18 protein-coding genes and 1 pseudogene are annotated in these 23207 nt (G+C 62.2%); 8 read left to right on the top strand and 11 right to left on the bottom strand.

What is annotated here, in order from left to right; all coding sequences use genetic code 11:
• Nucleotides 1-78: 78 nt before the first annotated feature.
• A complete protein-coding gene (locus tag AC3ISG_RS15780) occupies nt 79-1062 on the bottom strand; it encodes a GlxA family transcriptional regulator (RefSeq protein WP_489297391.1) in 984 nt (327 codons plus the stop codon).
• 162 nt (nt 1063-1224) lie between these two features.
• On the opposite strand from AC3ISG_RS15780, the gene AC3ISG_RS15775 reads away from it, so the two are divergent.
• A complete protein-coding gene (locus AC3ISG_RS15775; RefSeq protein ID WP_122625350.1) occupies nt 1225-1917 on the top strand; it encodes a DJ-1/PfpI family protein in 693 nt (230 codons plus the stop codon).
• On the opposite strand, the gene AC3ISG_RS15770 is transcribed toward AC3ISG_RS15775, so the two are convergent.
• Entirely contained in the window at nt 1914-2543 is a 630-nt protein-coding gene (locus AC3ISG_RS15770; RefSeq protein WP_122625351.1) for a TetR/AcrR family transcriptional regulator, read from the bottom strand. The two genes, AC3ISG_RS15775 and AC3ISG_RS15770, sit on opposite strands and share 4 nt — an antisense overlap.
• Before the next feature lie 251 nt (nt 2544-2794).
• Here AC3ISG_RS15770 and AC3ISG_RS15765 point away from each other — a divergent pair, with 251 nt between their 5' ends.
• A complete protein-coding gene (locus AC3ISG_RS15765; protein ID WP_489297390.1) occupies nt 2795-3892 on the top strand; it encodes an MBL fold metallo-hydrolase in 1098 nt (365 codons plus the stop codon).
• Nucleotides 3893-3902: 10 nt separating this feature from the next.
• Here AC3ISG_RS15765 and AC3ISG_RS15760 read toward each other — a convergent pair whose 3' ends face one another.
• The 3 genes from AC3ISG_RS15760 to AC3ISG_RS15750 form a co-directional block, all read right to left on the bottom strand.
• A complete protein-coding gene (locus tag AC3ISG_RS15760) occupies nt 3903-4058 on the bottom strand; it encodes a hypothetical protein (protein WP_163022187.1) in 156 nt (51 codons plus the stop codon).
• A 46-nt stretch (nt 4059-4104) separates the two neighbouring features.
• On the bottom strand, nt 4105-5652 hold the full coding sequence (locus tag AC3ISG_RS15755; protein ID WP_489297389.1) for an FAD-dependent oxidoreductase: 1548 nt from the start codon (nt 5650-5652) through the stop codon (nt 4105-4107).
• 167 nt (nt 5653-5819) lie between these two features.
• A complete protein-coding gene (locus AC3ISG_RS15750; RefSeq protein WP_489297388.1) occupies nt 5820-6308 on the bottom strand; it encodes a GFA family protein in 489 nt (162 codons plus the stop codon).
• Nucleotides 6309-6500: 192 nt separating this feature from the next.
• Between AC3ISG_RS15750 and AC3ISG_RS15745 the strand changes: the two are divergent.
• From AC3ISG_RS15745 to AC3ISG_RS15735, 3 genes and pseudogenes are all read left to right on the top strand, one after another.
• Nucleotides 6501-7268, top strand: a pseudogene (locus tag AC3ISG_RS15745) (MCP four helix bundle domain-containing protein); the annotation flags it as partial.
• Nucleotides 7263-8126, top strand: coding sequence for a methyl-accepting chemotaxis protein (locus AC3ISG_RS15740; protein WP_420793098.1), 864 nt, complete (start codon nt 7263-7265; stop codon nt 8124-8126). The pseudogene AC3ISG_RS15745 and the gene AC3ISG_RS15740, both read left to right, overlap by 6 nt.
• Before the next feature lie 264 nt (nt 8127-8390).
• On the top strand, nt 8391-9635 hold the full coding sequence (locus AC3ISG_RS15735; RefSeq protein WP_489297387.1) for a D-mannose isomerase: 1245 nt from the start codon (nt 8391-8393) through the stop codon (nt 9633-9635).
• Between the two features lie 376 nt (nt 9636-10011).
• Here AC3ISG_RS15735 and AC3ISG_RS15730 read toward each other — a convergent pair whose 3' ends face one another.
• Both AC3ISG_RS15730 and AC3ISG_RS15725 read right to left on the bottom strand, forming a co-directional pair.
• Nucleotides 10012-10794, bottom strand: a complete 783-nt coding sequence (locus AC3ISG_RS15730) for an exodeoxyribonuclease III (protein WP_489297386.1) — start codon at nt 10792-10794, stop codon at nt 10012-10014.
• 93 nt (nt 10795-10887) lie between these two features.
• Nucleotides 10888-11985, bottom strand: coding sequence for an AbrB family transcriptional regulator (locus AC3ISG_RS15725; RefSeq protein ID WP_122538008.1), 1098 nt, complete (start codon nt 11983-11985; stop codon nt 10888-10890).
• 102 nt (nt 11986-12087) lie between these two features.
• Here AC3ISG_RS15725 and AC3ISG_RS15720 point away from each other — a divergent pair, with 102 nt between their 5' ends.
• Nucleotides 12088-12990 carry a LysR substrate-binding domain-containing protein gene (locus AC3ISG_RS15720; protein WP_485618103.1) on the top strand — a complete coding sequence of 301 codons (903 nt, stop codon included), beginning with the start codon at nt 12088-12090 and terminating at the stop codon, nt 12988-12990.
• 62 nt (nt 12991-13052) lie between these two features.
• Nucleotides 13053-13277 (top strand): hypothetical protein, encoded by a 225-nt coding sequence (locus AC3ISG_RS15715; RefSeq protein WP_122538012.1) that lies wholly within the window; start codon nt 13053-13055, stop codon nt 13275-13277.
• 179 nt (nt 13278-13456) lie between these two features.
• Here the strand turns inward: AC3ISG_RS15715 and AC3ISG_RS15710 are convergent, their stop codons facing one another.
• Complete coding sequence (locus AC3ISG_RS15710) at nt 13457-13960, bottom strand: nucleoside 2-deoxyribosyltransferase (protein WP_489297385.1); 504 nt, start codon at nt 13958-13960, stop codon at nt 13457-13459.
• 162 nt (nt 13961-14122) lie between these two features.
• Between AC3ISG_RS15710 and AC3ISG_RS15705 the strand changes: the two genes are divergently transcribed.
• A complete protein-coding gene (locus tag AC3ISG_RS15705; RefSeq protein WP_489297384.1) occupies nt 14123-15784 on the top strand; it encodes a VRR-NUC domain-containing protein in 1662 nt (553 codons plus the stop codon).
• A 558-nt stretch (nt 15785-16342) separates the two neighbouring features.
• Here the strand turns inward: AC3ISG_RS15705 and AC3ISG_RS15700 are convergent.
• From AC3ISG_RS15700 to mfd, 3 genes are read right to left on the bottom strand one after another with little or no spacing between them, the layout of a single operon-like run.
• Nucleotides 16343-19051: a DEAD/DEAH box helicase gene (locus AC3ISG_RS15700; protein WP_489297383.1), complete on the bottom strand. Its 2709-nt coding sequence runs from the start codon at nt 19049-19051 to the stop codon at nt 16343-16345.
• Between the two features lie 13 nt (nt 19052-19064).
• Entirely contained in the window at nt 19065-19601 is a 537-nt protein-coding gene (locus AC3ISG_RS15695) for a peptidoglycan binding protein CsiV (protein WP_272634053.1), read from the bottom strand.
• 9 nt (nt 19602-19610) lie between these two features.
• Entirely contained in the window at nt 19611-23075 is a 3465-nt protein-coding gene (gene mfd, locus AC3ISG_RS15690) for a transcription-repair coupling factor (protein ID WP_489297382.1), read from the bottom strand.
• Nucleotides 23076-23207 lie beyond the last annotated feature (132 nt).

Below are 23207 nucleotides of genomic sequence, written 5' to 3'. Positions count from 1 at the left end.
CGCTCTGGTGTTTGTCTTCCGACCAGTCAATTTCGTGGGAGCGAGCTTGCTCGCGAAGGCGGTTTATCCGCAGCTGCTTCATGCCGCAGTGAACCGCTCCCGATACGCCTGGGGCGTCACTGATACCGCGCGCATAAAGCTGCGCCGCAACGTTTCTTCCGTACCAAACCCGCAGCGGTCGGCGATGCGCTTGATCGGCAGTGCACTGTCCCCCAACAGACGCCGCGCCGCTTCGACGCGCAATTGCTCGATCGCGCGCGCCGGCGTGTTGCCGGTGTGGGCGCGGTAGTGGCGCACGAAACTGCGCTCGCTCATGCCGACCTGCGCCGCCAGCGTGCCGACTGACAGGTCACTGGCCAGATTGTCGAGAATCCAGGCGTGCAGGTCGCCAAAGCGGCTGCCTTGATCGCGGGTCTGGTGCTGCATCGACAATGCCGTGCTGAACTGCGATTGCCCGCCCGGGCGCTTGAGAAACACCACCAGATCCCGCGCCACCGCCAGCGCGATGTCCCGCCCCAGGTCCGCTTCAACCATCGCCAGTGCCAGATCAATCCCCGCCGTCACCCCGGCGGACGTCCACAGTTGGTTCTCGTTGATGAAGATCGGGTCCGGATCGACGCGCAGGTGAGGAAAACGCCGCGCCAGTTCATCGCAACTGTCCCAGTGGGTGACCACCCGATGGCCGTCCAGCACGCCAGCGGCCGCCAGCAAAAATGCGCCGGTGCACACCGACGCTACGCGCCGGGCACTGAGGGATTGCGTTCGCACCCAGGCCACCAGAACCGGGTCGAGCAGCGCGGCATGGACCCCGCCGCCACCGGCGATGATCAGCGTGTCCGAAGGCGTGGACGGCAGCGGGTGAGTAAGCAGGCCGAGCCCGGCGGAAGACACGATGCTGCCGGGTTCGCTGGCAATGACTTCGGGCCGGTAGGGGATTTTTTTCAGGCCCGCTTCGTGCGCCATGACGTTGGCCGAGGCAAACACCTGCAGCGGTCCGGTGACGTCGAGCAACTGAACGTTGGGAAAGGCCAGAACATGAACCGGCCGGGGCTGATGAGGCATGGCGCCCTCGCTGTAAAAAATTGGCGTGAATTGTTGGCTTTATGGCGTATCCGCCAGAGGCTAGCTCGCTACAGTGGTTTCGTCCAGGCGCTGGCCCGAGTCCCATCGGCAGCGTCACTTCATACCGTCAGATGAATCACTTCTCGTACAAGGAAACACACCATGACCCTGCATATCGGCCTGCTGGTATTCCCCAACGTCCAGCAACTGGACCTCACTGGCCCTTACGATGTTTTTGCAACCATGCCTGGCGTGGTCGTGCACCTGGTCTGGAAGAACCTCGAGCCGCTGCAGTCCAGCACCGGCCTGACCCTGGTACCGACCGCGACCTTCGCCGACTGCATTGACCTCGATGTGATCTGCGTGCCGGGCGGGGTAGGCGTCGACGTATTGATGGAAGATGCGCAAACCCTGGCGTTCATTCAGCATCAGGCCGCCACGGCGCAGTACGTGACGTCGGTCTGCACCGGCGCGCTGGTGCTCGGTGCGGCAGGGCTGTTGAAAGGCCGCCGCGCCACCACTCACTGGGCGTCCCATTCGTTACTGGAGCAGTTCGGCGCGATTCCGGTACGCGAGCGCGTGGTGCGCGACGGCAACCTGATGACCGGCGGCGGCGTGACGGCGGGGATTGATTTTGCCCTGACGCTGATCAGCGAAGTGTTCGATGCCGATACCGCCCGGACCATCCAGCTGCAGCTGGAGTACGCGCCGGCACCGCCCTACGATTCGGGCCGCCCGGATTCGGCACCCGCCAATATCCTTGCCATCGCCACTGATCGCGCCATGCAGGGTTTGCTCGCACGCCGGCAGATTGTCGAGCGCGTTACGGCGGCCATGGATAACGGGACGGTTTAGGTCGAGGATTTATCCAGCGGGATTTCATACCAGCAGAGGAACAGGTCCAGCGCAGACTCGACCACTTCGCGCTGCTTGTCCGGCGCGAGCAGGGGTTCGTTGAGGGTGACTTGCGGCCAGAAAGCAAAGGCCTTGAGCAGCGCATGAATCTGCGACGCGGCGAACACCGGCTCGACGGCCTTGAGGCGGCCGTCCTGTTGGGCGCCGCGGACCCACACGGTGAAGGTTTCTTCCCGCTGATTGAGCCGGCTGACCCAGATCTGCGCGCGGTCGGGGGAGTGGATGGTCGCGCCGATGGCCACGCGAGCCAGGTCAATGAAGTTGCTGTCGCCGAGGGTCTTCATCTTCGCGTCGAGCAATTCGCGCAGTTGATCGCGCAGGGGCACCCCAGGCTTGTACACCGCATCAGTCTGCGTCGCGGCACTGGACCACAGGCGGTGAAGCATTTCGGAGAACAGTTCTTCCTTGCTGGGGAAGTGGTTGTAAACCGTGCGCTTGGAGACCTCGGCCCGTGCTGCAATCCGGTCCATGCTCGTGACCTCGAAACCGTTATCGCGGAACTCGGCTATCGCCGCCTGAACAATGGCTTCGCGTTTACGGTCGGTCAGTCGCAATGGGGCAGTCATGGGGTCTCTTCTGTGAGGTGAGCCGGGCAACCACGTCACCCCGCAAGAAAATTACACCGCGCAGTTTACTTCTCTTTGCCCATCGTGCAAGCTTGAAACTACACTGTGTAGTGTAGAAGCAGCCAAGAGCTTCAAGCTGTAAGCTTCAAGTCGCAAGCTTACGGCGTACGGCATGCTCTTTTTAGCTTGCAGCTTGCAGCTTGCAGCTCGCGCAACGCCACCTTCACCCGTTTTATGGAGTCAGCACCCCCATGGCCTCGATCGAAAAAAACCTGGATTCAAATCCTGCGCTGCCTGTCCTGACTCGGCGCGAAGGTCGCTATTTCAACATCAAGCCAATGGCGCGCTCAAGCGTTGGCAAGACCTTGCGTATCTTCTGGAACGCTTTATTCAACAAACCTCATCACACGCGCCCGGCCGGGGAAATCCCGGTGCAGCCGCTGTCACGCCAGCAGCTGTTTGCCGCGCCTGACAACACGGTGTACCGCCTCGGCCATTCCACGGTGCTGCTCAAACTGCGTGGCGAATATTTTCTGACTGACCCCGTATTTGCCGAGCGTGCGTCGCCGTTTCAGTGGGCCGGTCCCCAGCGCTTTCACCAGCCGCCGATCCTTCTGCAAGACCTGCCGCCACTCAAGGCGGTGATCCTTTCCCACAACCACTACGACCACCTCGATCACATGACCATTCAGGTGCTCAAGGACAAGGCCGAGCATTTCATTACGCCGCTGGGGGTAGGGGATACGCTGATCGAGTGGGGCGTGCCGGCGGCCAAGGTTCAGCAATTGAACTGGTGGCAGTCGACGGACATTCACGGCATTCGCTTTGTGGCGACCCCGGCGCAGCATTTTTCAGGCCGCACGCTGCGGGACGGCAACCAGACCCTGTGGGCGTCGTGGGTCATCCTCGATGGCGAGCAGCGGATCTTCTTCAGTGGCGACACCGGCTATCACGACGGTTTCAAGTTAATCGGTGAGCAGTACGGTCCGTTCGACCTGACCCTGATGGAAACCGGCGCGTATAACGAAGATTGGCCCGACGTGCACATGCAGCCTGAAGAAACGCTGCAAGCGCACATCGACCTGCGGGGCAAGTGGCTGCTGCCGATCCACAACGGCACCTTCGACCTGGCGATGCACGCCTGGCACGAGCCGTTTGACCGGATTCTCGCGCTGGCGTGGGACCGCAGCATCTCCATCACCACGCCAGAAATGGGCCAACCGTTTTACGTTCAGTACCCCAGCCGAGGCGAGGCGTGGTGGCTGAAAGTGGACAAGGCTGCCGAGCCGGCGGCAGGCCGCTGCGCTAAACAGCGGCACGATCGCCAGCAGGCCACCAGCCAGGGCTAGAGCGGCTGCCTCAAGGTTTGGCGTCCGTAGGATCTGCCGGGTGCTCGGTTTCCGGTGGTCGCTGTTGTTCACCACTTTGATTGGCTTGTTTGTGTTCCTCGCCGACCTTGCCTGCGTTTTCAGGCTTGTGGTCGAGGTCTTCGCGGTTGGATTCTTTATCAGGCATGGTGCCCTCCGGTGTGCGGGTGAATAAGGGATTTTCGTCGTGCATCTCAATCGTCGATCTGATTAATCAGCATGAGCGCTTCGTCTTTGAACAGCGGTTGTTTCATGCGTTCGGCGAGCATCGCCATCGGCCTTTCACGTTCACAGCTGACCACGGCCGCGACGACGCCTTGCTTGCAGATGAGCGCCAGGAAATCAAATCGCTCCGGCTCGCCGAGGTAGACGATGTCGTCCCAGTCTTCGGCGTGGCCGAGGTAGTCCAGACGCTTTTCGAAATGGTAGGTCCAGAAATACGGCACGTCGGCGTAGTGCAGGTCATCGCCGAGCATGTTGCCCGCTGCGATGCGTGCTTGCTGTTGGGCAAGGCGCCAGTGCTCGATGCGCCGTGGCTGATGACTAAGGGGGAAGGTGGCAATGTCGCCCGCCGCCCACAGATCCTTGCCCGCGCGCATGCCGTCGTCGACCGCCAGTGAGCCATCGTCTTCCAGCTGAAGACCGTCGATGAAATGCGTCACCGGGCTCACGCCGACGCCAACCAGGGCCAGGTCCACTTCCACCCGTTCGCCATTGCTGAGTACGGCTGCTCGCAGCACCTGCTGGCCATCTTGTTCATCACCCTCGAACCGGCTGACGTCGACGTGGGTGCGGAACAGCACGCCGTTTTGCTCATGCAGCGCGCGCAAGGCTTTGCCGACGCGCTCGCCTAACTGGCTGGCAAACGGCACCTCGTGATGGGCCAGAACGGTCACGTCGACACCCTGAGTGCGCAACGCCGACGCCGCTTCCAGCCCGATAAAACTGTCGCCGACGATCAGCGCGTGGCTGCCGGGATGGACTGCTGCCAAAATTCGGCGCGCGTCATCACGGCTGCGCAGGGTCAGCACTTGCGGCAGATCGGCGCCTTCCAGGGGCAACCCACGCGGCTCGCCTCCGGTGGTCACCAGCGCCGCGTCGTAGTCAAAGCGGCGCCCGTCCGCCAGGGTGACGCGCTTGTTGACGACGTCCAGTTTCATCACTTCGCCGTGCACCCGTTCGATGCGGTTGCTCAGGTAGAACCCGTCGTCGCGCAGGGCAGGGATCTCATCGGTTTCCATCTCGGCGGACAGCACAAATTTGCTCAGCGCGGTGCGGTCGTAGCCGGGCGCGGCGTCCCGGTCGATCAGCAGCAACCGACCGTTGAAGCCCTTTTCCCTGAGCGCGCAAGCGGCAGCTGTGCCCGCGGCGCCGGCGCCGATGATGACGAAGCAGCGGCTGTCTTCGGCCAGCGTCGGCGTGTCAGCGGTGACGGGCTGGTCATCGACGTGCACATGGCCATCGATGACGTGGACGGGGTAACGAGTCAGGGCATCCAGCGCAGGCGGTTCGCAGAGATGGCCGTCGTCGATGGAAAATTCGGCCTTGTGCCAAGGGCAGATGAGATGACCGTTGCAGATGGCGCCGTCGGCCAATGGCGCGCCGGCATGGGGGCAGAAGGCTTGAAACGCGCGGACTTCGTCGCCGTGCAGAACCAGCAGCGCCTTGGTTTCGCCAAACTCGACCTGGAGACCGCGATCTCGCTGAATGTCGGTCAGGCTGGCGACTCGATGCAGAGGCATGTGCGCTTCCTCGTGGGCTTTTTTATTGGGCTTAGGGGCTTTTAGTTCGGAGTCGGCGCTCAGGGAAGAGGTTCAGGGAATTATCGGGTGGTCGGTTGGGCGGGCGCTCCATCTGCATTAACTGCAGAAGGAACGCCCGGCGGCCCTGGTGACTTCACCCGGCCAGGCTACCGGGTCAATTTCAGCCGCTCATGCCAGTCGGCGATCGACTCTTCAGGGAATTCCTCGAACTGCTGGTCATTCGGCCCTGCGGCCACTTCCACCCAGGGCGCCTTGGAGTTCAGCAGCAAGTGCGTGTGCTCTGGCGGGATTGGCAACGGGGTGTCGATGGCGGATGCGAAGGGATGAATCAGCTCAGGCCACTCGGGGCTGAACAACCACAGCCCGCTGCCGCACCGTTTGCAGAAATGCCGTTCGGCACTGCTGGTGTGGGTTTGGTGACCCTCATCGTCGCGCATCTTCGCGTGGTAGATGGCGATGCTGTCCTTGCCTTTGACCTTGAGGCTTTTGGCATCGCCGCCCAGATTGATTGCGTAGCCACCGCCGCCTTGGGTCTTGCGGCAGATCGAGCAGTAGCAGCGTTGATAAGGGTAGGGATGGGCGCTTGTCAGGCTGAATTCGACGGCGCCGCAATGGCAGGAACCTTCCAGATGCATGATTCACCTCCGCTTAAATGTGTGATCGGGCTTAAGGGTCTAGACCGCTCAAGCGGGCGGGGTTCGATGTTTTCTCGAACGGGCGTTCGGATTCTTCACGTGCGGTTGGCTAAAGAAGCCTGCGGCAGCGTCGATAAGCGGTAGTCATCTGACGACTTTGCGTCCCGACCCTACAAGAATGAGCCGACCGTTATGAGCCTACGCAACCTGACCATCGCCCGCCGCGCCGGCCTTGGGTTTACCCTGATTTCCCTGTTGGTCGCGTTGCTCGGCTGGTTCGCCCTGAGCCAGATGTCGACGATTCGCCAGAGCGAGGTGGCCGTCGAAAGCAACTGGATGCCGAGCATGCGGCTGGTCAACGACATCCGCGAGGCCATGCTGCGCATTCGCACGATCTCGCTGCGGGTTGCTCTTGATGCCGATCCGAAAAACGTCAGCGTCTACAAGGGTCAGATGGACGCGCGTGCGAAGATCCTCGACGAGAAACTCACCAGCCTCGACGCCTTTATCGACACCCCGGAAGAGAAGGCGCTGTACGTCAAATTCCGCGCGACGCTGGTCGATTATCAGCGGGGGTTGACCCAGTCTTTTGTGCTCGCTGAGAGCGGAGACCTCAAGGCGCTGAACAAGCTGTTGCTGGTGGACATGAAGACGGCGGTCGACAACTCCGGCGCGCAATTGGGCGAACTCGGTGACTTCTATTCCCATCAGGTCGAGCTCGAAGGCGCCGCCGCAGAAACCCAATACGGCAACTCCCGAAACGTGGTGCTGGTGTTCGTGCTGATCGCGGCACTGGCCACCGTGGTGCTGGCGGTGTGGCTGACCCGCAGCATCGTCCGCCCGCTGCAGGAAGCGGTTGATGCCGCCGAATACGTGGCCAAGGGCGATTTGACCCATGACATTCGCGTCGAGGGCAATGACGAAGTCACTCGCTTGCAGAGCGCGTTGCAGCAGATGCAAACCAATCTGCGCTCGACCCTGAGCCTGATCGGTAACTCGGCAAGCCAACTGGCGTCGGCCGCCACCGAGCTGAATTCGGTGACCGAAGACAGCCATCGCGGCCTGCATCAGCAGAACGCCGAAATCGAACAGGCCGCCACGGCGGTGAACGAGATGACTTCGGCCGTCGAGGAAGTCGCACGCAACGCCGTGTCGACGTCCCAGGCGTCGAGCGAATCGACCACCGCGGCCCGCGACGGACAGAGCCGGGTCATCGACACGGTCAATTCGATCCAGACCCTGTCCGGCAACGTGCAGCACACCTCGGAACTGGTGCAGAACCTCGCCGATCAGTCCCAGGACATCGGCAAGGTGCTGGACGTGATTCGCTCCATTGCCGAGCAGACCAACCTGCTGGCGCTGAACGCCGCCATCGAGGCGGCGCGGGCGGGTGAGTCCGGACGCGGCTTTGCCGTGGTCGCCGATGAAGTGCGCGCACTGGCCCACCGCACCCAGCAGTCGACCCTGGAAATCGACAAGATGGTCACGACCATGCGCAGCGGTTCTTCCGAGGCGCTGGAATCGATGTCGATCAGCCGCACCCGCGCGACCGAAACCCTGGGACTGGCCCAGGGCGCCGGCGAGTCGCTGAACCGGATCACCACGTCGATCAACGAGATCTCCGAGCGCAATCTGGTGATCGCCAGCGCGGCTGAAGAGCAGGCGCAAGTCGCCAGGGAAGTGGACCGCAACATCGTCAACATCCGTGACCTGTCGATGCAATCGTCGTCCGGCGCCAACCAGATCAGCGCGTCGAGCAACGAGCTGTCCCGGCTGGCGGCGGAGTTGAATCAGGTGGTCACGCGGTTTAGGGTTTGATTGCAAAACTATGGTTGCTTGCTGCTTGCTGCTTGCTGCTTGGCGCTTGGCGCTTGGCGCTTGCAGCTTGCAGCTTGCAGCTTGCAGCTTGCAGCTTGCAGCTTGCAGCTTGCAGCTTGCAGCTTGCAGCTTGCAGCTTGCAGCTTGTAGCTGGCCAACCCTTTCACCTCATTCACTTGCCTGTCGCTGCCCTCGGCTTGCATGATTCGCCCCGACTAATAATTCCTGGCGGGCCGAACCTGCCGACGAGATAGGTGAAGGGCAATGGATGACGTGAATCGCGATTTCAGCAGTTGGCTGCGCTCCCCGGGTCACACGGCCTGGCTGATGCAGGAGGGCAATCGGCTGCTGGCGTTTGCCAAGGCCTCGAAGCTGCCCCAGGGCTTCGGCAATCTGGATGACCTCGGCCGGCTCCCCGCCGATGCCGTCGCCGAAACCATGAACACCGCACGCATGACCCACAGTTTTGCCATGGCCCACATCAACGGCATTCCCGGTTGCGCTGCGCTGGTTGATCACGGCATCGCGGCGCTGGCCGGGCCGTTGCGCGATGCCGAGCATGGCGGCTGGTTCGCCAGACCTCTGGAGCACAGCGCCGACACCGGCAAGAACGCCTACCTGCATGCCTTCGTTGCATTGGCGGCCAGCTCGGCAGTCGTCGCTCGACGCCCCGGCGCACAGGCGCTGCTGGAAGACGCGATTCAGGTGATCACCGGGCGTTTCTGGAGCGATGAAGAAGGCGCCATGCGCGAGTCCTTCGACCGCGACTGGCGCAACGAAGAAAGCTATCGCGGCGCCAACAGCAACATGCACAGCACCGAGGCGTTCCTCGCCCTTACCGACGTCACCGGCGATGCGCGCTGGCTGGATCGGGCGCTGAGCATCGTCGAGCGGGTCATCCATCAGCACGCCGCTGGCAACAACCATCAAGTGATCGAGCATTTCACCCTGCAGTGGCAGCCGATGCTCGACTACAACGTCGACAAGCCCGACGACGGTTTCCGCCCTTATGGCACCACGCCCGGCCACGCCTTCGAGTGGGCGCGGCTGGTGCTGCACCTGGAAGCGGCGCGGCGCAAGGCCGGGCTGGAAACGCCGGCCTGGCTGCTGGAAGACGCTCGCGGTTTATTCGAAAACGCCTGCCGCTATGGCTGGGACGTCGATGGCGCGCCGGGGATCGTCTACACCCTCGACTGGGAAAACCGCCCGGTGGTTCGCCATCGTTTGCACTGGACCCACGCCGAAGCGGCTGCTGCCTCTGCCGCACTGCTGCAACGCACCCACGAGCAGCAATACGAAGACTGGTACCGGACGTTCTGGGAGTTCAGCGAGACGCTGTTCATCGACTACGAAAACGGCAGCTGGCGCCACGAGCTCAACCCTGAAAACAAACCCAGCGCCGACATCTGGGCCGGCAAGCCGGATTTGTATCACGCCTATCAGGCGACGCTGTTGCCGGTGCTACCGCTGGAGCAAAGCCTGGCGACGGCGTTGGCGAGCCGGGCCTAGTTCGCGGGATCCTGCGCTCTCTGAAGGCCAACGCGACCTTTGTGGGAGCGACCGGGGTGGCGCTCCACCTTGCTCGTGAAGACGCCAGTACATCCGCTATATCTTTAGCGCCTGAACTGCCGCCTTCGTGAGCAAGCTCACTCCCACAGGTTTGTGCGGGTGATTTCTGTTGTGCGTCCGCCACAAAACCGGTGGTGCGCGCCACCGCCGCTACTGGATCAGGCGCAGTTCCATGTGGGAGCCGGGCTTGCTCGCGAAGGCGGTGTCTCAGCCGCTGAAGATGTAGTGCATGTCCCGGTCTCTTCGCGAGCAAGGTGGAGCCCCACCCGGGTCACTCCTGCAGGTTATGTGTTGTTTGAGGATTTGCGCATCTCGGTCAAACCTTCAACTCAATCCACGTCGGTGCATGGTCGCTGGCGTGGGGCAGGTCCCTGACCCAGCGGTCCACCCCCGCGTTTTTAAGCGTGGGCGCCAGGTCCTTGCTCAACAGCAGGTGGTCAATGCGCAGGCCTGAGTTGGTTTTCCAGTGGTTGCGGAAGTAATCCCAGAACGTGTAAATCCGCTCGTCCGGGAATTTCGCGCGCAGGGCGTCAGTCCAGCCTTGCTCCAGCAAACGCTCGAAGCACGCGCGGCTTTCCGGTTGCAGCAAGGCGTCCTTGAGCCATGAGCGGGTGTTGTAGATGTCGTTGTCGGTAGGGATGACGTTGTAGTCACCGGCCAGCACCACCGGATGCTCGCTCTTGAACAGCGAGTCGGCGTGTGTGATGAAGTGCTCGAACCAGTCCAGTTTGTACTCGAACTTCGGCCCGGGCTGCGGATTGCCGTTGGGCAGGTACAGGCAACCGACGATCACGCCCTGCACAGCCGCTTCCAGATAGCGGCTGTGTTTGTCCTTCTCATTGCCCGGCAAACCCCGGCGGATCTCGAGCGGCTCACTGTCCCGGGACAGGATCGCCACGCCGTTCCATGACGGCTCGCCCTGCCAGATCACGCCGTAGCCGGCATTGCGGATGTCGTCGGCGGGGAAAGCTGTGTCGGCGGCTTTGAGCTCCTGCAAACAGACGATGTCGGGCGCTTCCTTTTCCAGCCATTGCAACAGAATGGGCAAACGCGCGCGAATGCCGTTGATGTTGAACGTGGCGATTTTCAACTTGGCCATGGCGTTCGCCTCCAATGAGTGTGCAGCGTTGGAGGTCGCCGGCTCGCTGAAGATTCCATCGGCGTGCGTGCCGCTGGATTTGGCTGCGTGCTTTCAGGCGAAGCGTTGCGACACACGAATCACTTGCCGGGCGATGTACGCGCCCGTCACGATCACAGCGAACAGCCGCAGGGTCTGCATCGCCAGCACGAAACCGACGTCCGAGTGGGTGTCGATGGCAATGATCGCCATGGCATCAAGGCCGCCGGGGCTGGTGGCCAGATACACCGAGAGAAAGTCCTTGCCCATGATTTCCGCGATGCCCCAGGCCGACAGGGCGCAGAGCAGAATCAGCACCAGCGCGCCAGCGATCATTGCCGGCAGCCGCCGCCAGACATAGCTGATGGTCACCCGATCAAAGCGCAAGCCGATGTAACTGCCGATCGCGCCGTAGGCAATCGCCAGTACCCAGGTGGGCAGGGTGATCTGCAGCACGCCGCTCAGCTGCAACGCGCCGCCAAGCAACAAGGGCACCAGCAACGCCCCGGCTGGCAAGCGACTGCCGAGCGTCACGCCGACCCCGATCACCAGCAGGCTCAAGCCCAGATTGAGCAGGTTCATCCCGTGCAGCAGCGCATCGGTGCTGTGGGCCTCCGAACCGCCAGCATCGGCGCCGAGCAGCCGACTGACCAGCGCGCCGACCATTACCACGCAGACCACCCGCACGTATTGCATGGTGGCGACCACCCGCGAGTCGGCGCCGTAATCCTCGGACATCGCGACCATCGCCGACGCCGCCCCCGGCGAAGTGCCCCACGCCGCAGTGCTGCTCTGAATGCCGCCCCACCGCGCCATGGCAATCCCGACCACCGCGCTCAGCGCAACGGTGAGCAAGGTGGCGAAGACCATGACGTGCCACGACTGCATCGCCGCCAGCAGAACGCCGACCGTCATGGAATGGGCGACCAGCACCCCGACCGTGCCCTGACCGAGACGGAACACGTGCTTGTTCAGGCGAATGCTGGCCCCGGCGACGCCGAAGCCGATCGCCACCAGCATGGGCCCGAGAAACAGCGCGGCGGGTACGTGAAAGTATTTGAACAGTTGGCCGGCGCTACCGGCCATGAGGATGAGCAGCAACCATTGGATGAGCGGGTGCTGGTGGGCGAGGGCGAACGAGGTGGGGCGTGGCAACGCGGATCTCCAGAGCATTGGCGTTTCCTGGTAGGTGTTTTCCAATGACGCCCAGTATCGACAGCGCAATCGATCAAGTCTATTTTCTAATAATCATGAATTGATAACTTTGGTTGATATATGGACCTGCGTGACCTGACCTATTTCGAAACCATCGCCGAGCTCGGTCACCTGGGGCGCGCGGCGGAAAAGCTCAATCGCAGCCAGCCGGCGTTGACCAAAAGCATCCAGCGGCTGGAGGAATCCTTCGGTACCAAACTGTTCCAGCGCGACGGCCGCAGAATCAAGCTCACCCCCGTGGGCGAACTGCTGCAGGCGCGGGGCAAGGTGTTGCAGCAAAGCATCGCCCAGACCCAGCGCGAGGTGCGGGATTTTGCCAGTGGCGCGGTAGGGGATATCCGTCTGGGCTGTGCGGCGACCATGGCCGAGTACCTGCTGCCGGAACTGACCAGTGCACTACTCAAACGCTCGCCGCAGGTCACACTGAAGCTGGTGATCGGCCAGGACGACATGCTCCGCGAGCAACTGCGCTCCGGGCACCTGGACATGATCATCTGCGCCCAGCGCAGCGCCGAAGAGGAATTCACCTACTACCCGATCCTCACCGACGAAGCGGTGGTGATCGCCAGCCGCAATCATCCGATCTTCACTGCGCCATTCGAGATGCGCGACTTGAGTCGGTACCGTTGGGTGTTGCCGCCTGCGGGGGTGTCGTCGCGGATCTGGGTCGACGACGCCTTCGCCCGCCACGACCTGCCGCTGCCGGAAGTGCAGATCGAGTCCAACTCGATTTCCCTGCTGCCTCGGCTGATCGCCCAGACCAGCCTGCTGAGTTTCATCGCCCGGGAGACGCTGGAGTTCGGCAAGAACATGCAGGACCTGCGCGAGGTGCCGCTGGAACAGACCACCATGACCCGGACCATTTGCGTGATGCTACGCCGCGAGGGCTATTTGTCGCCTGCCGCCCACGCCATGGTGCAGATGCTGCGCGATGATGGCGGATCTTTCCTCAATTGGTCCTGAGCTGTGCTTTTAACCCGCCGGTTGGGTTAGCCTGCGTGGAGCCATTCACTTTCGGAGCGTCAATGATGCAGGTACAGATGCAAGTACAGACCCGCCAGCCAGACACCCAATCAATGGCCTATCTGGCACACGATGGCGATCATTTCGGCGGTGACCAATCGCCCCTCAACGACGCCGACTCCGACGAAGACCGCGATCCCGAGGGCGAGCTGGATTTAAGCGAACTGGACCTGGACGAGTTTGCGGACACTGACAAGCTGGACATCAGTTCGTCGAACCTGGAATAGAAGAGGGCGTCAGCGCTCGATTGTCGGATATCTCCAGTCTTAAACTGCTCCGCGGTCTCGCAGCAGATGCAAACCTTGTGGGAGCGAGCTTGCTCGCGAAGAGGCCAGTACATCCGCTGGATATTCAGTGGTAAATACGACGCCATCGCGAGCAAGCTCGCTCCCACAGGGATCTGCATTCAGCCAGGCAAATACGCTGCCAATGCTTCAACCGCCTGTTCCGCCGTCTCGCTACTGCCAGCCCAGGTACACGCCAGCATCAAATTGCGCGGCAGACCGAAATCTTCTACCTGAAACCCCTGCGCATCGAAGCCCGCCGCGTCATGTTCGATCTGGTCGCGTAGCGACCCGTTTGCTTCAAAATACGCCCAGACCGGCTTGCACAGCGCGACGGCCATGCCCACTTCGAAGGCGGTGCCTGAATCCGGCTCGGCACCACGAAATGCGTTTAGATTCGCCAGCACGCCGTCGCAGCGTTTGATCATTGCGATATTGGCCTTGCAAATGACCGCGGCCGCTTCTTCAGGCGTAAGCCCTTGGGGCACGTCGTTATCGAAAGGGTACAACCCCTCCAGACCGTGCTGATCGCACAACGCTTTCAACCTGCGGCCGTGGTCGATGGCATCAGCACGAAACACGTCGAAGCCCGCGAGATAAACAAGGGGTTTGCCGGTGGAAGGCATGGCGATCTCCTGAAAATACGTTGAGGGAGTGTAGCGGGTGGACAGGGCCCTTTGGTCTGCGCCGTTGATCGGGCCGGCGCCATCCTACAGCAGGCAAGGCTGGAATCTGTACGGATAACCAGTATCCTGACGCTCTTCCGTCAGCCTTTACGTGACCTCGCCGTGAGCCTTTCTCCCCTCGACAATCCGTTTTACTACCTGGAAAACTTCCGCCAGGTGCTGAACTGGATCGCCCAGCGCTACGACGACCTGCTCGATGAAGACGAGCGGCGTTTCATCAACGATTTTGCCCAGCTGCCGCAACCGGCACAGGCGTTGCTGGTGCGCATGGTCATGCGCAAAGGCACGCTGTTTCGCGCCAGCAAGCTGGATTACGCAGAAATCGGCGATGTCCGACTCGCCGCCGCGCCGTTGCTGGAAACAGGCTGGGTCGACGGCCAACCCCATTTGGACCTCCACGCCCTGTTCGCATTGCTGCGCAAAGATGAGCTGGGCGAGTGTTTCAAAGCCCACGGCGTCAAAAGCGCCGAGAAAAAATCCGACCTCTTGCAGCGCCTGTTGCCGATCTACGAAGCACCCCAGCGCCTGGAGCACTGGTTTGCCGGGTTCGAAGAAGTCATCTTCGCCCTCCAGGTCATGCCCCTGTGCGACCGGCTTCGCCTGCTGTACTTCGGCAATCTGTATCAGGAATGGTCGGAGTTCGTCCTCGCGGACCTGGGCATCTATCGCTACGAGACAGTCGAATTTTCCGTCGAGTCCCGCGGCATCAATCAACGCGCCGACATCGACATCTGCCTGCACCTGCACAACTGCCGACAGGCGCTAGACGACGGCATGGCACTGGCCGACCTGGCGCCTCAAGCGCTGGCGGTCGAGACCGACAACCCCTGGCTGGCCATGCGTCGCGCCAAGCTGTTGTTCAAGATCGGTCAGCAAGCCGAGCGCGAGCAGGACTGGCCGCTGGCGCTCAGTGTCTACGCGCAGTCCAGCTACCCCGGCGCCCGTGTGCGCAGGATTCGCGTGCTGGAACGCAGTGAGCAATTCCTCGACGCAATGACGTTGCTGCTGCAAGCGCAATCGGCACCGGAAAACGATGAGGAAACCCAGCACCTGCTGCGCATTCAGCCGCGTCTGAAACGCAAGCTGGGCGAAGGCAGTGTGCAGAAGAGATTGAAGCGTACGGTCAGCCGGCTTGATCTGAGCGTGCTGCCGCTGCCCGATCACAGCGTCGAACGGCTGATTCAGCAGCACCTGGCGGAAGAGGGGAGCGAGGTGCATTACGTCGAGAATGCGCTGGTCAATTCGCTGTTCGGTCTGCTCTGTTGGCGGGCGATTTTTGCGCCGTTGCCGGGGGCTTTTTTCCACCCGTTCCACAGCGCCCCCAGCGACCTCTACAGCCCGGACTTCTATCAGCGCCGCGCGGCCCTGTTCGACGAATGCCTGGCGCAACTCGACAACCAGCGCTACGAAGCGGTGATCCGCGACACCTACGCCAGCAAGTTTGGCCTGCAATCGCCCTTCGTGTTCTGGGGCACCCTGACCCCCGAATTACTGGACCAAGCGCTGCACTGCCTCCCGGCTCAACACCTGAAACGCTGGTTCCGCCGCCTGCTGCAAGACATTAAAGCCAACCGCACCGGCATGCCCGACCTCATCCAGTTCTACCCCGAACAACGCCGCTACCGAATGATCGAAGTCAAAGGCCCCGGCGACCGCCTGCAAGACAACCAACTGCGCTGGATCGACTTCTGCGCCGAACACAACATGCCAGTGGTGGTGTGTTACGTGAAATGGGCGGGAGAAGACGTGCGGGCGGCGGGGTGAGCGAGTGGCTGACGCGGGGACAGATTAATTGACGGTGAAGCGCTGTAAATAAATCAGTCCCCTTCAAACAGATCCAAAAAATCCAGCGCCTCAGCTGGCCTCTTCCCGGCTAAAGCCGGTCCCACTAAAAGCGCGCGTTGCATCAGTGAGACCGGTGACGCGGAGCGTCAGGGGATGCATCCCCACGCAGAGCGTGGGAACGATCAAATCAAAGGCTTCCCGGCTAAAGCCGGTCCTACTAAGCGTAAGCGCGCTTTTGATCTTCGTACGAAAGAAGACCAGTCACCGCCAATCGCGACTTTGGTGCAGGCCGAACGCAGACGACGCGGAGTGGGCCGAGCCGCATGGATGCGGCGAGAGCGCCGTCAGGACATGGATGTCCGTTCGGCGCGGGCCCACGGAGCGTCGTCGGAGTGAGGGTACCCTGACGAAGGAAGGGCCCAACCGAGAGCAAGCACCCTTGGTTACTTGGGGATGGTGCGACTTTCGACTTTTCCAAGTAACTCGCCGAAGGCGAAACAGTCTGCCCCCAGGCAGACGCTCTTGATCTTGATGTCCTTAGCGCTTCACCTTTTTGGCCACCACCGGCAACGGCGCAAACAACGCCGCAATATCCTCATCCTGCAACTTCCAGTCCCCGGCCTTGCGCCCATCCAGCACACCGGCCGCCAGCGCCGCCTTCTCCTGCTGCAAATGCTGAATCTTCTCCTCCACCGTCCCCCGCGCAATCATCTTGTACACGAACACCGGCTTATCCTGACCAATCCGATACGCCCGATCCGTCGCCTGATTCTCCGCCGCCGGGTTCCACCACGGATCGTAGTGAATCACCGTATCGGCCGCCGTCAGATTCAGCCCCGTGCCGCCCGCCTTCAGACTGATCAGAAAAATCGAATGCTTGCCGCTCTGGAAATCCTGCACCGGCACCCGCCGATCCCTGGTCTTCCCGGTCAACAGCGAATACGCGATCCCACGTTGCTTCAACTCCGCCTCGATCAACTCCAGCATCGAGGTGAACTGCGAGAACAACAGAATCTTGCGGTTCTCCGCAAACAACTCCTCCAGCATCTCCATCAGGCTATCGAGCTTGCCCGAACTGGACTGCCGCGGATTGACCGGCGTACTGTTGACCAGCCGCAAGTCGCAGCAGACCTGCCGCAGCTTGAGCAACGCTTCAAGAATGATGATCTGGCTGCGCCCCACGCCCTTACGGGTGATCTCGTCGCGGACCTTCTTGTCCATCGCCAGACGCATGGTTTCGTACACATCGCGCTGGGTGTCGTTGAGCTCGACCCAATGCACGATCTCGGTCTTCGGCGGCAGCTCGGTCGCCACCTGCTCCTTGGTCCGGCGCAGCAGGAACGGCTTGATCCGCGCGTTGAGGTGCTCCAGGCGCTGCTCGTTGCCCAGCTTCTCGATCGGCGTGCGGTAATTGCTGTTGAACTGCTTGGCATCCCCCAACCAGCCGGGCATCAGGAAATGGAACAGCGACCACAGCTCGCCCAGGTGGTTTTCCAGCGGCGTGCCACTCAGGCACAGACGCTGCCGGGCGTTCAACTGACGCGCCGCCTGGGCCGCTTTGCTGTTGGGGTTCTTGATGTATTGCGCTTCATCGAGCACCAGCACATGCAGCAGTTGCTGGCTGAGCACCTCGACGTCGCGGGGCAGCAGCGCGTACGTGGTCAGGATCAAGTCGTACTCCTGCAAACGCTTGAAGTCCTGATGGCGCTGGGTGCCGAATAGCGCCAGCACGTTGAGTTGCGGCGTGAAGTGCTTCGCCTCGTCCATCCAGTTGGGAATAAGGCTGGTGGGCATCACCACCAGCGCCGGCCGGTCCAGTCGCCCGGCCTGTTTTTCCAGCAGCAGGTGCGCCAGGGTTTGCAGGGTCTTGCCCAGGCCCATATCATCGGCGAGCACGCCGCCGACTTCCAGCTCGCGCAGTGCCTGCATCCAGCTCAAGCCCTCCAGCTGATAAGGCCGCAACGTCGCGTTGAGGCCTTCCGGCACCTCGCCGCGCACATCCTTGATGTTCACCAGTCGCTCGGAAAACTGCCGCAGCCGGTCGCCGCCTTGCCACACCAGCGGCAGGTCATCCAGCTGCCGGAGCCGCGTGGCGTCGGCGGTGCTCAGGCGAATGGCGTTGTTGCCGTCCTCGCGCCAGTAGAAATCGCCGAGGGTCGCCAACACCGGTTTCAGCCGGCCATAAGGCAGCGCCACCTGAATCGGCACGCCGCCACGCTGGGTGAAATGATTGAGTTGAACCAGCAACTGCTCGTCGTCTCGACGCTTGGCAATACCGCTGGCGGTCATCAGCTCGGGGTGGGTGCGCAGCAGGTTTATCAGGATCGGCAGCAGGCTCAGCCGCTCGCCGTTGACGATGATCCCCAGCTCCAGATCGAACCAGTCGCGCTCCGGTTCGTCGTCGACCACGGCGTACCAGTCGTCCACCGGGGTCACGTCGAAGCCGAAGTCTTCGCTCATTTCGATCTGCCAGCCTTCGGCGCGCAGCCGGGGCAACTCGTCGAGAATGAAGCTCAGCCAGGCCTTGTCGGTGGGCAGCTCGAACATTTCGCCGGCGCTGTCGGGCAGCGCCTTGCTCTGCCGGGTGGCGATGCGAAAGCCCAGCTCCTGCAGCTGCTTGCGGTACTCGCCTTCACGCTCCGGATGGCGGCGCGTGCGCAATATTTCGTCCGGCAGATGCCAGAGGATGTCGCCGCCACGGCCGGGTGCGGGCACGCCGGACACATAGGACTCGCGGTAACGAAACGCCAGGGCCGCGCGGTGCTGGATGTGCCGCTGCATCTTGCCGTTGCGCGGCTCGTAGGCGCTGTACTCGAAGCTGGCGAGAATCAGCCGCGGTTCGGGCTTGATGTTTTTTTCCAGGCGCTCGGGCAGCTTGGGTTTTTGCTCGACGACTTTCGGCCGGCGCGCAACCGATTCGCCGTCGACCGCTGCCAGAATCCCGGGGCTGTTTTCCGGGTCCTGCAAAAAGAACAGCGCCGCCGCACAGTGCTTGCAGTTGTTTCTGACCGGGCAGGTGCATTTGCCGACGATGAAATTGCGCGTGCGCTCCGGGTCCTTGAACAACAGCGTCTGGGTATAGATCTCCAGGCTCGAGCCCCGGCAGACCGTGCGCACGACGTCTGCGCTCAAGTGTTCGAGCATGACGCGCTGCTGCCGCGCGTACTCCAGACCGCGCTCGACCGACTGCGTTTTGAACAGCGGTTCCCACGGCAGGGCGAGGGCTTTTTCCAGGTTGGACGCCACGTCTAGGCCTGCGTCAACGGGGTGGCTGGACGGGAGAAACCTTGATCAGCATGGCGAGGCTTCCGTTGTCCATATAAGTAAGTTCTCCGTTTCTGACCCGGGTCGCCTGACGCATGCGCTCGCTGGTCACCAGCACGCCGTGGCTGTCCAGCTGATTGACCCAGAAGTTCGCGTCGATGTCGGTAAAGCGCGCCAGACCCAGGCTCACGGTTCCCTCTATGGGGAAGTGGCCGAACTGCTCCTGGCCGTCGCTGATCGCCACCTTGCTCGGCGTAGCACTGAGGTCCTGTTGCCAGGCTTTGTGCAGCAGCACGTTATAGCCGTCACTTGATTCCAGCTTGTTCGCCAGACCGTCCAGCGCTGTGGGCGTCTGGCTGTCCGTGCCCAGCTGTTGCGCCCCGGCGGCCCAGTCTTCCGGCGCGGGTTGATTGGTCGCCGCCGGTTCGCCGTTCTGGCGGAACAGGATCAGTTCAACCTGATAGGTGCCATCGGCGAAGGCCGCCGGGGCAAACAGCACCAGCAGCAGGGTGAAGGAGCGGATCAAACCCATGGTGAATCCTTAAGCCGATTTTTTGGAAGGCGGTGGGGTCAAGCGCTCGAACAGCGCCTCCAGCGTGGCGAAACGTTCCTCGGGGCGCTCCATCGGCACCATGAATTTGAACAGCGTTGCGCCTTCGAACTTGTAGCGTTTGGGCTGGCTCTGGATCAGCTTGATCAGCGTCAGCGGGTCGACCGGGGTTTCCGCCGCGAATTCGATGCGTCCACCCTGGGGCCCGGCGTCGACTTTCTTGATGCCCAGTTGCTCGGCCTTCAACTTCAGCGACGTCAGGCGCACCAGATTCTTGGTCGGCTCGGGCAACAGACCGAAGCGGTCGATCATCTCGACCTGCAGGTCCTTGAGACCCTCTTCGTCGGCGGCGTTGGCAATGCGCTTGTACAGAATCAGGCGCGTATGAACGTCCGGCAAATAGGCCTCGGGAATCAGCCCCGGCACTCGCAGATTGACCTCGGGACCGCCACCCAGCGGCTGGTCGAGGTTCGGCTGCTCGCCCTTGCGGATCGACTTCACCGCGCGTTCGAGCATTTCCATGTACAGGGTGAAGCCCACCGCCTGAATCTGCCCGCTCTGGCCGTCGCCGAGCAGTTCGCCGGCGCCCCGGATTTCCAGGTCGTTGGTGGCGAGCACGAAGCCTGCGCCGAGGTCCTGGGTGTTGGCGATCGCCTCCAGACGCTTTTCGGCATCCGGGGTGATCTGCTTGCGCGGCGGCGTCAGCAGGTAGGCGTACGCCTGGTGGTGACTGCGCCCGACCCGGCCGCGCAACTGGTGCAGCTGGGCCAGACCGAACTTGTCGGCGCGCTCAATGATGATGGTGTTGGCGCTCGGCACGTCGATGCCGGTCTCGATGATGGTCGAAGCAATCAGCACGTTGAAACGCTTGTGGTAGAAGTCGCTCATCACCTGTTCGAGATCGCGCTCGTGCATCTGCCCGTGGCCGATGCCAATGCGCGCTTCCGGCACCAGTTCGGCCAGGTCCGCCGCGCATTTTTCGATGGTCTTTACGTCGTTGTGCAGGTAGTAAACCTGACCGCCGCGCAGCAACTCACGCAGCAACGCTTCTTTGACGGTCGGCTTGTTCTGCTCCATGACGAAGGTGCGCACCGACAGACGACGCGCCGGCGGGGTAGCGATGATCGACAGGTCACGCATGCCGGCCACGGCCATATTCAGGGTGCGCGGGATCGGCGTCGCGGTGAGGGTCAGGATGTCGACCTCGCTGCGCAGGGCCTTGAGCTGTTCCTTCTGACGCACACCGAAGCGGTGCTCTTCGTCGATGATCACCAGCCCCAGGTTTTTGATCTTGACATCGTCCTGCAGCAATTTGTGGGTGCCGATGACGATGTCGATCTTGCCCTCGGCCAAGTCGGCCACGGCGGCGTTGATCTCTTTCGCCGATTTGAAGCGGCTCATGACTTCGACCGTCACCGGCCAGTCAGCGAAGCGGTCGCGGAAACTGTTGTAATGCTGCTGAGCGAGAAGGGTGGTCGGCACCAGAATCGCCACCTGGCGGCCGCCGTGCACGGCGATGAACGCCGCGCGCATGGCCACTTCGGTCTTGCCGAAACCTACGTCGCCGCAGACCAGACGGTCCATGGGCTTGGGCGCAAGCATGTCAGCGCGCACGGCCTCGATGGTGGTCTGCTGATCCGGGGTTTCTTCGAACGGGAAGCCGGCGCTGAAGGTGTCGTAGTCAAGCTTCGGATCGGCGAAGGCATACCCTTCGCGTGCCGCGCGGCGGGCATAGATATCGAGGAGCTCGGCGGCCACATCGCGCACCTGTTCGGCGGCCTTGCGCTTGGCTTTCTGCCAGGCTTCGGAACCCAGACGGTGCAGGGGCGCGAGCTCGTCATCGCTGCCGGTGTAGCGAGCGATCAGGTGCAGGTTGGCCACCGGCACGTACAGCTTGGCCTCTTCGGCGTAGGCCAGCATGAGGAACTCGGCGACCTGGTTCTCGACCTCCAGCGTAGCCAGCCCCAGGTAACGGCCGACACCGTGGTCGATGTGCACCACCGGGGCGCCTTCACGCAGCTCGGCCAGGTTCTTGATCACGGCATCGCTGGCGTGACTGTCGGCGCGCTTGTCGCGACGACGACGCTGCATCACCCGCTGGCCGAACAACGGGCTTTCCGCCACCAGCGCCAGCGCCGGCTCTTCCAGCACCAGGCCTTCGTCCAACGGCCCGATGGTAATCGCCAGACGCTCCTTGCTGTCGACGAACTCCTGCCAGCTGTCCAGGGTTTTCGGGCGCAGCTTCAGGCGTTCGAGCAGCTCCAGCAACACTTCACGGCGACCGGCGGATTCGGCCGTAAACAGCACGCGTCCCGGGAACTCGCCGAGGAACTTCGACAGCGCCGCGAGCGGTTGATTTGCCTTGGCTTCGATGGCCAGATCCGGCAGGACCTGCGCCGGAAAACGCTCGCGACCGACGCCGCTTTCGACGTCATCCTGGCTCGCGACCACTCGGGGCCAGTTTTTCAGGCGGGCAAAGCAATCGTCCACCGGCAGGAACAGCTCCGCCGGCGGCAGCAACGGCCGCTCGGGATCGACCCGGCGTTCTTCATAGCGGTTGCGCACGTCCTTCCAGAAGGTCTCGGCCGCCGCTTCGATCCCTGGCATCGAGAACACCTGGGTGTCCTGGGGCAGGTAGTCGAACAGCGTGGAGGTTTCTTCGAAGAACAACGGAATGTAGTACTCGATACCGGCCGGCGTGATGCCGCTGTTCAAGTCCTGAAAGATCGGGCTGCGCCGGAAGTCGACGTCAAAGCGTTCGCGGAAACGCGCCTTGAAACGCGTCACCGCTTCCTTCTGCAGCGGGAATTCTTTGGCCGGCAACAGACGCACCGAATCGACCTTGTCGATGGAGCGCTGTGTTTCCGGCTCGAAGGTGCGCAGGGTTTCGATCTCGTCATCGAACAGGTCGATGCGGTAAGGCAGTTTGCTGCCCATCGGGAACAGGTCGATCAGCGCGCCACGGACGGTGAATTCGCCATGCTCATACACCGTGTCGACATAGCGATAACCGCTGGCTTCAAGGCGGGTGCGCATGGCGTCGACGTCGAGCTTCTGGCCCACGTCGAGGACCAGGCTGCTGCCCAGCAGGAAACTGGTCGGCGCCAGGCGGTGCAGCGCGGTGGTAATCGGCACCACCAGCACGCCGTGCACCAGCTCCGGCAGCCGGTAAAGGCTGGCGATGCGCTGGGAGATAATGTCCTGATGAGGAGAGAACAGGTCGTAGGGCAGGGTTTCCCAATCGGGGAAATGCAGGACCGGGAGCTCGGGGGCGAAAAACTTCAGTTCCTGTTCCAGGCGCTCGGCGCTCTGGCTGTCTGCGGTGAGCAGCAGGGTGAAGCGTTTCGCGGCGCTGGCAGCCTCGGCAATGGCGAGACTCAGGGCGGCACCGGGGAGGTTACCCCAATGTTGTTTGCCTGCTGCAGCAGGCAGAATCGGAAGGCGCAGAACGGGCACGGAAGTTAAAGCTCCAGGCGTTGCGGCAAAGCCGGGGAGTGTAACTAATCCGCAGAGACGCTGTCAGTTTTGTGCGCTCGCAATTATGTAGTGCTCCAGGTCGTGGAAAGTCTGGATTGCTCATAAACAAAG

Source organism: Pseudomonas sp. GL_135, from assembly GCF_057834665.1.
Note: the sequence above shows the minus strand (reverse complement) of the source record. Positions and strands in the feature narration are given on the sequence as shown.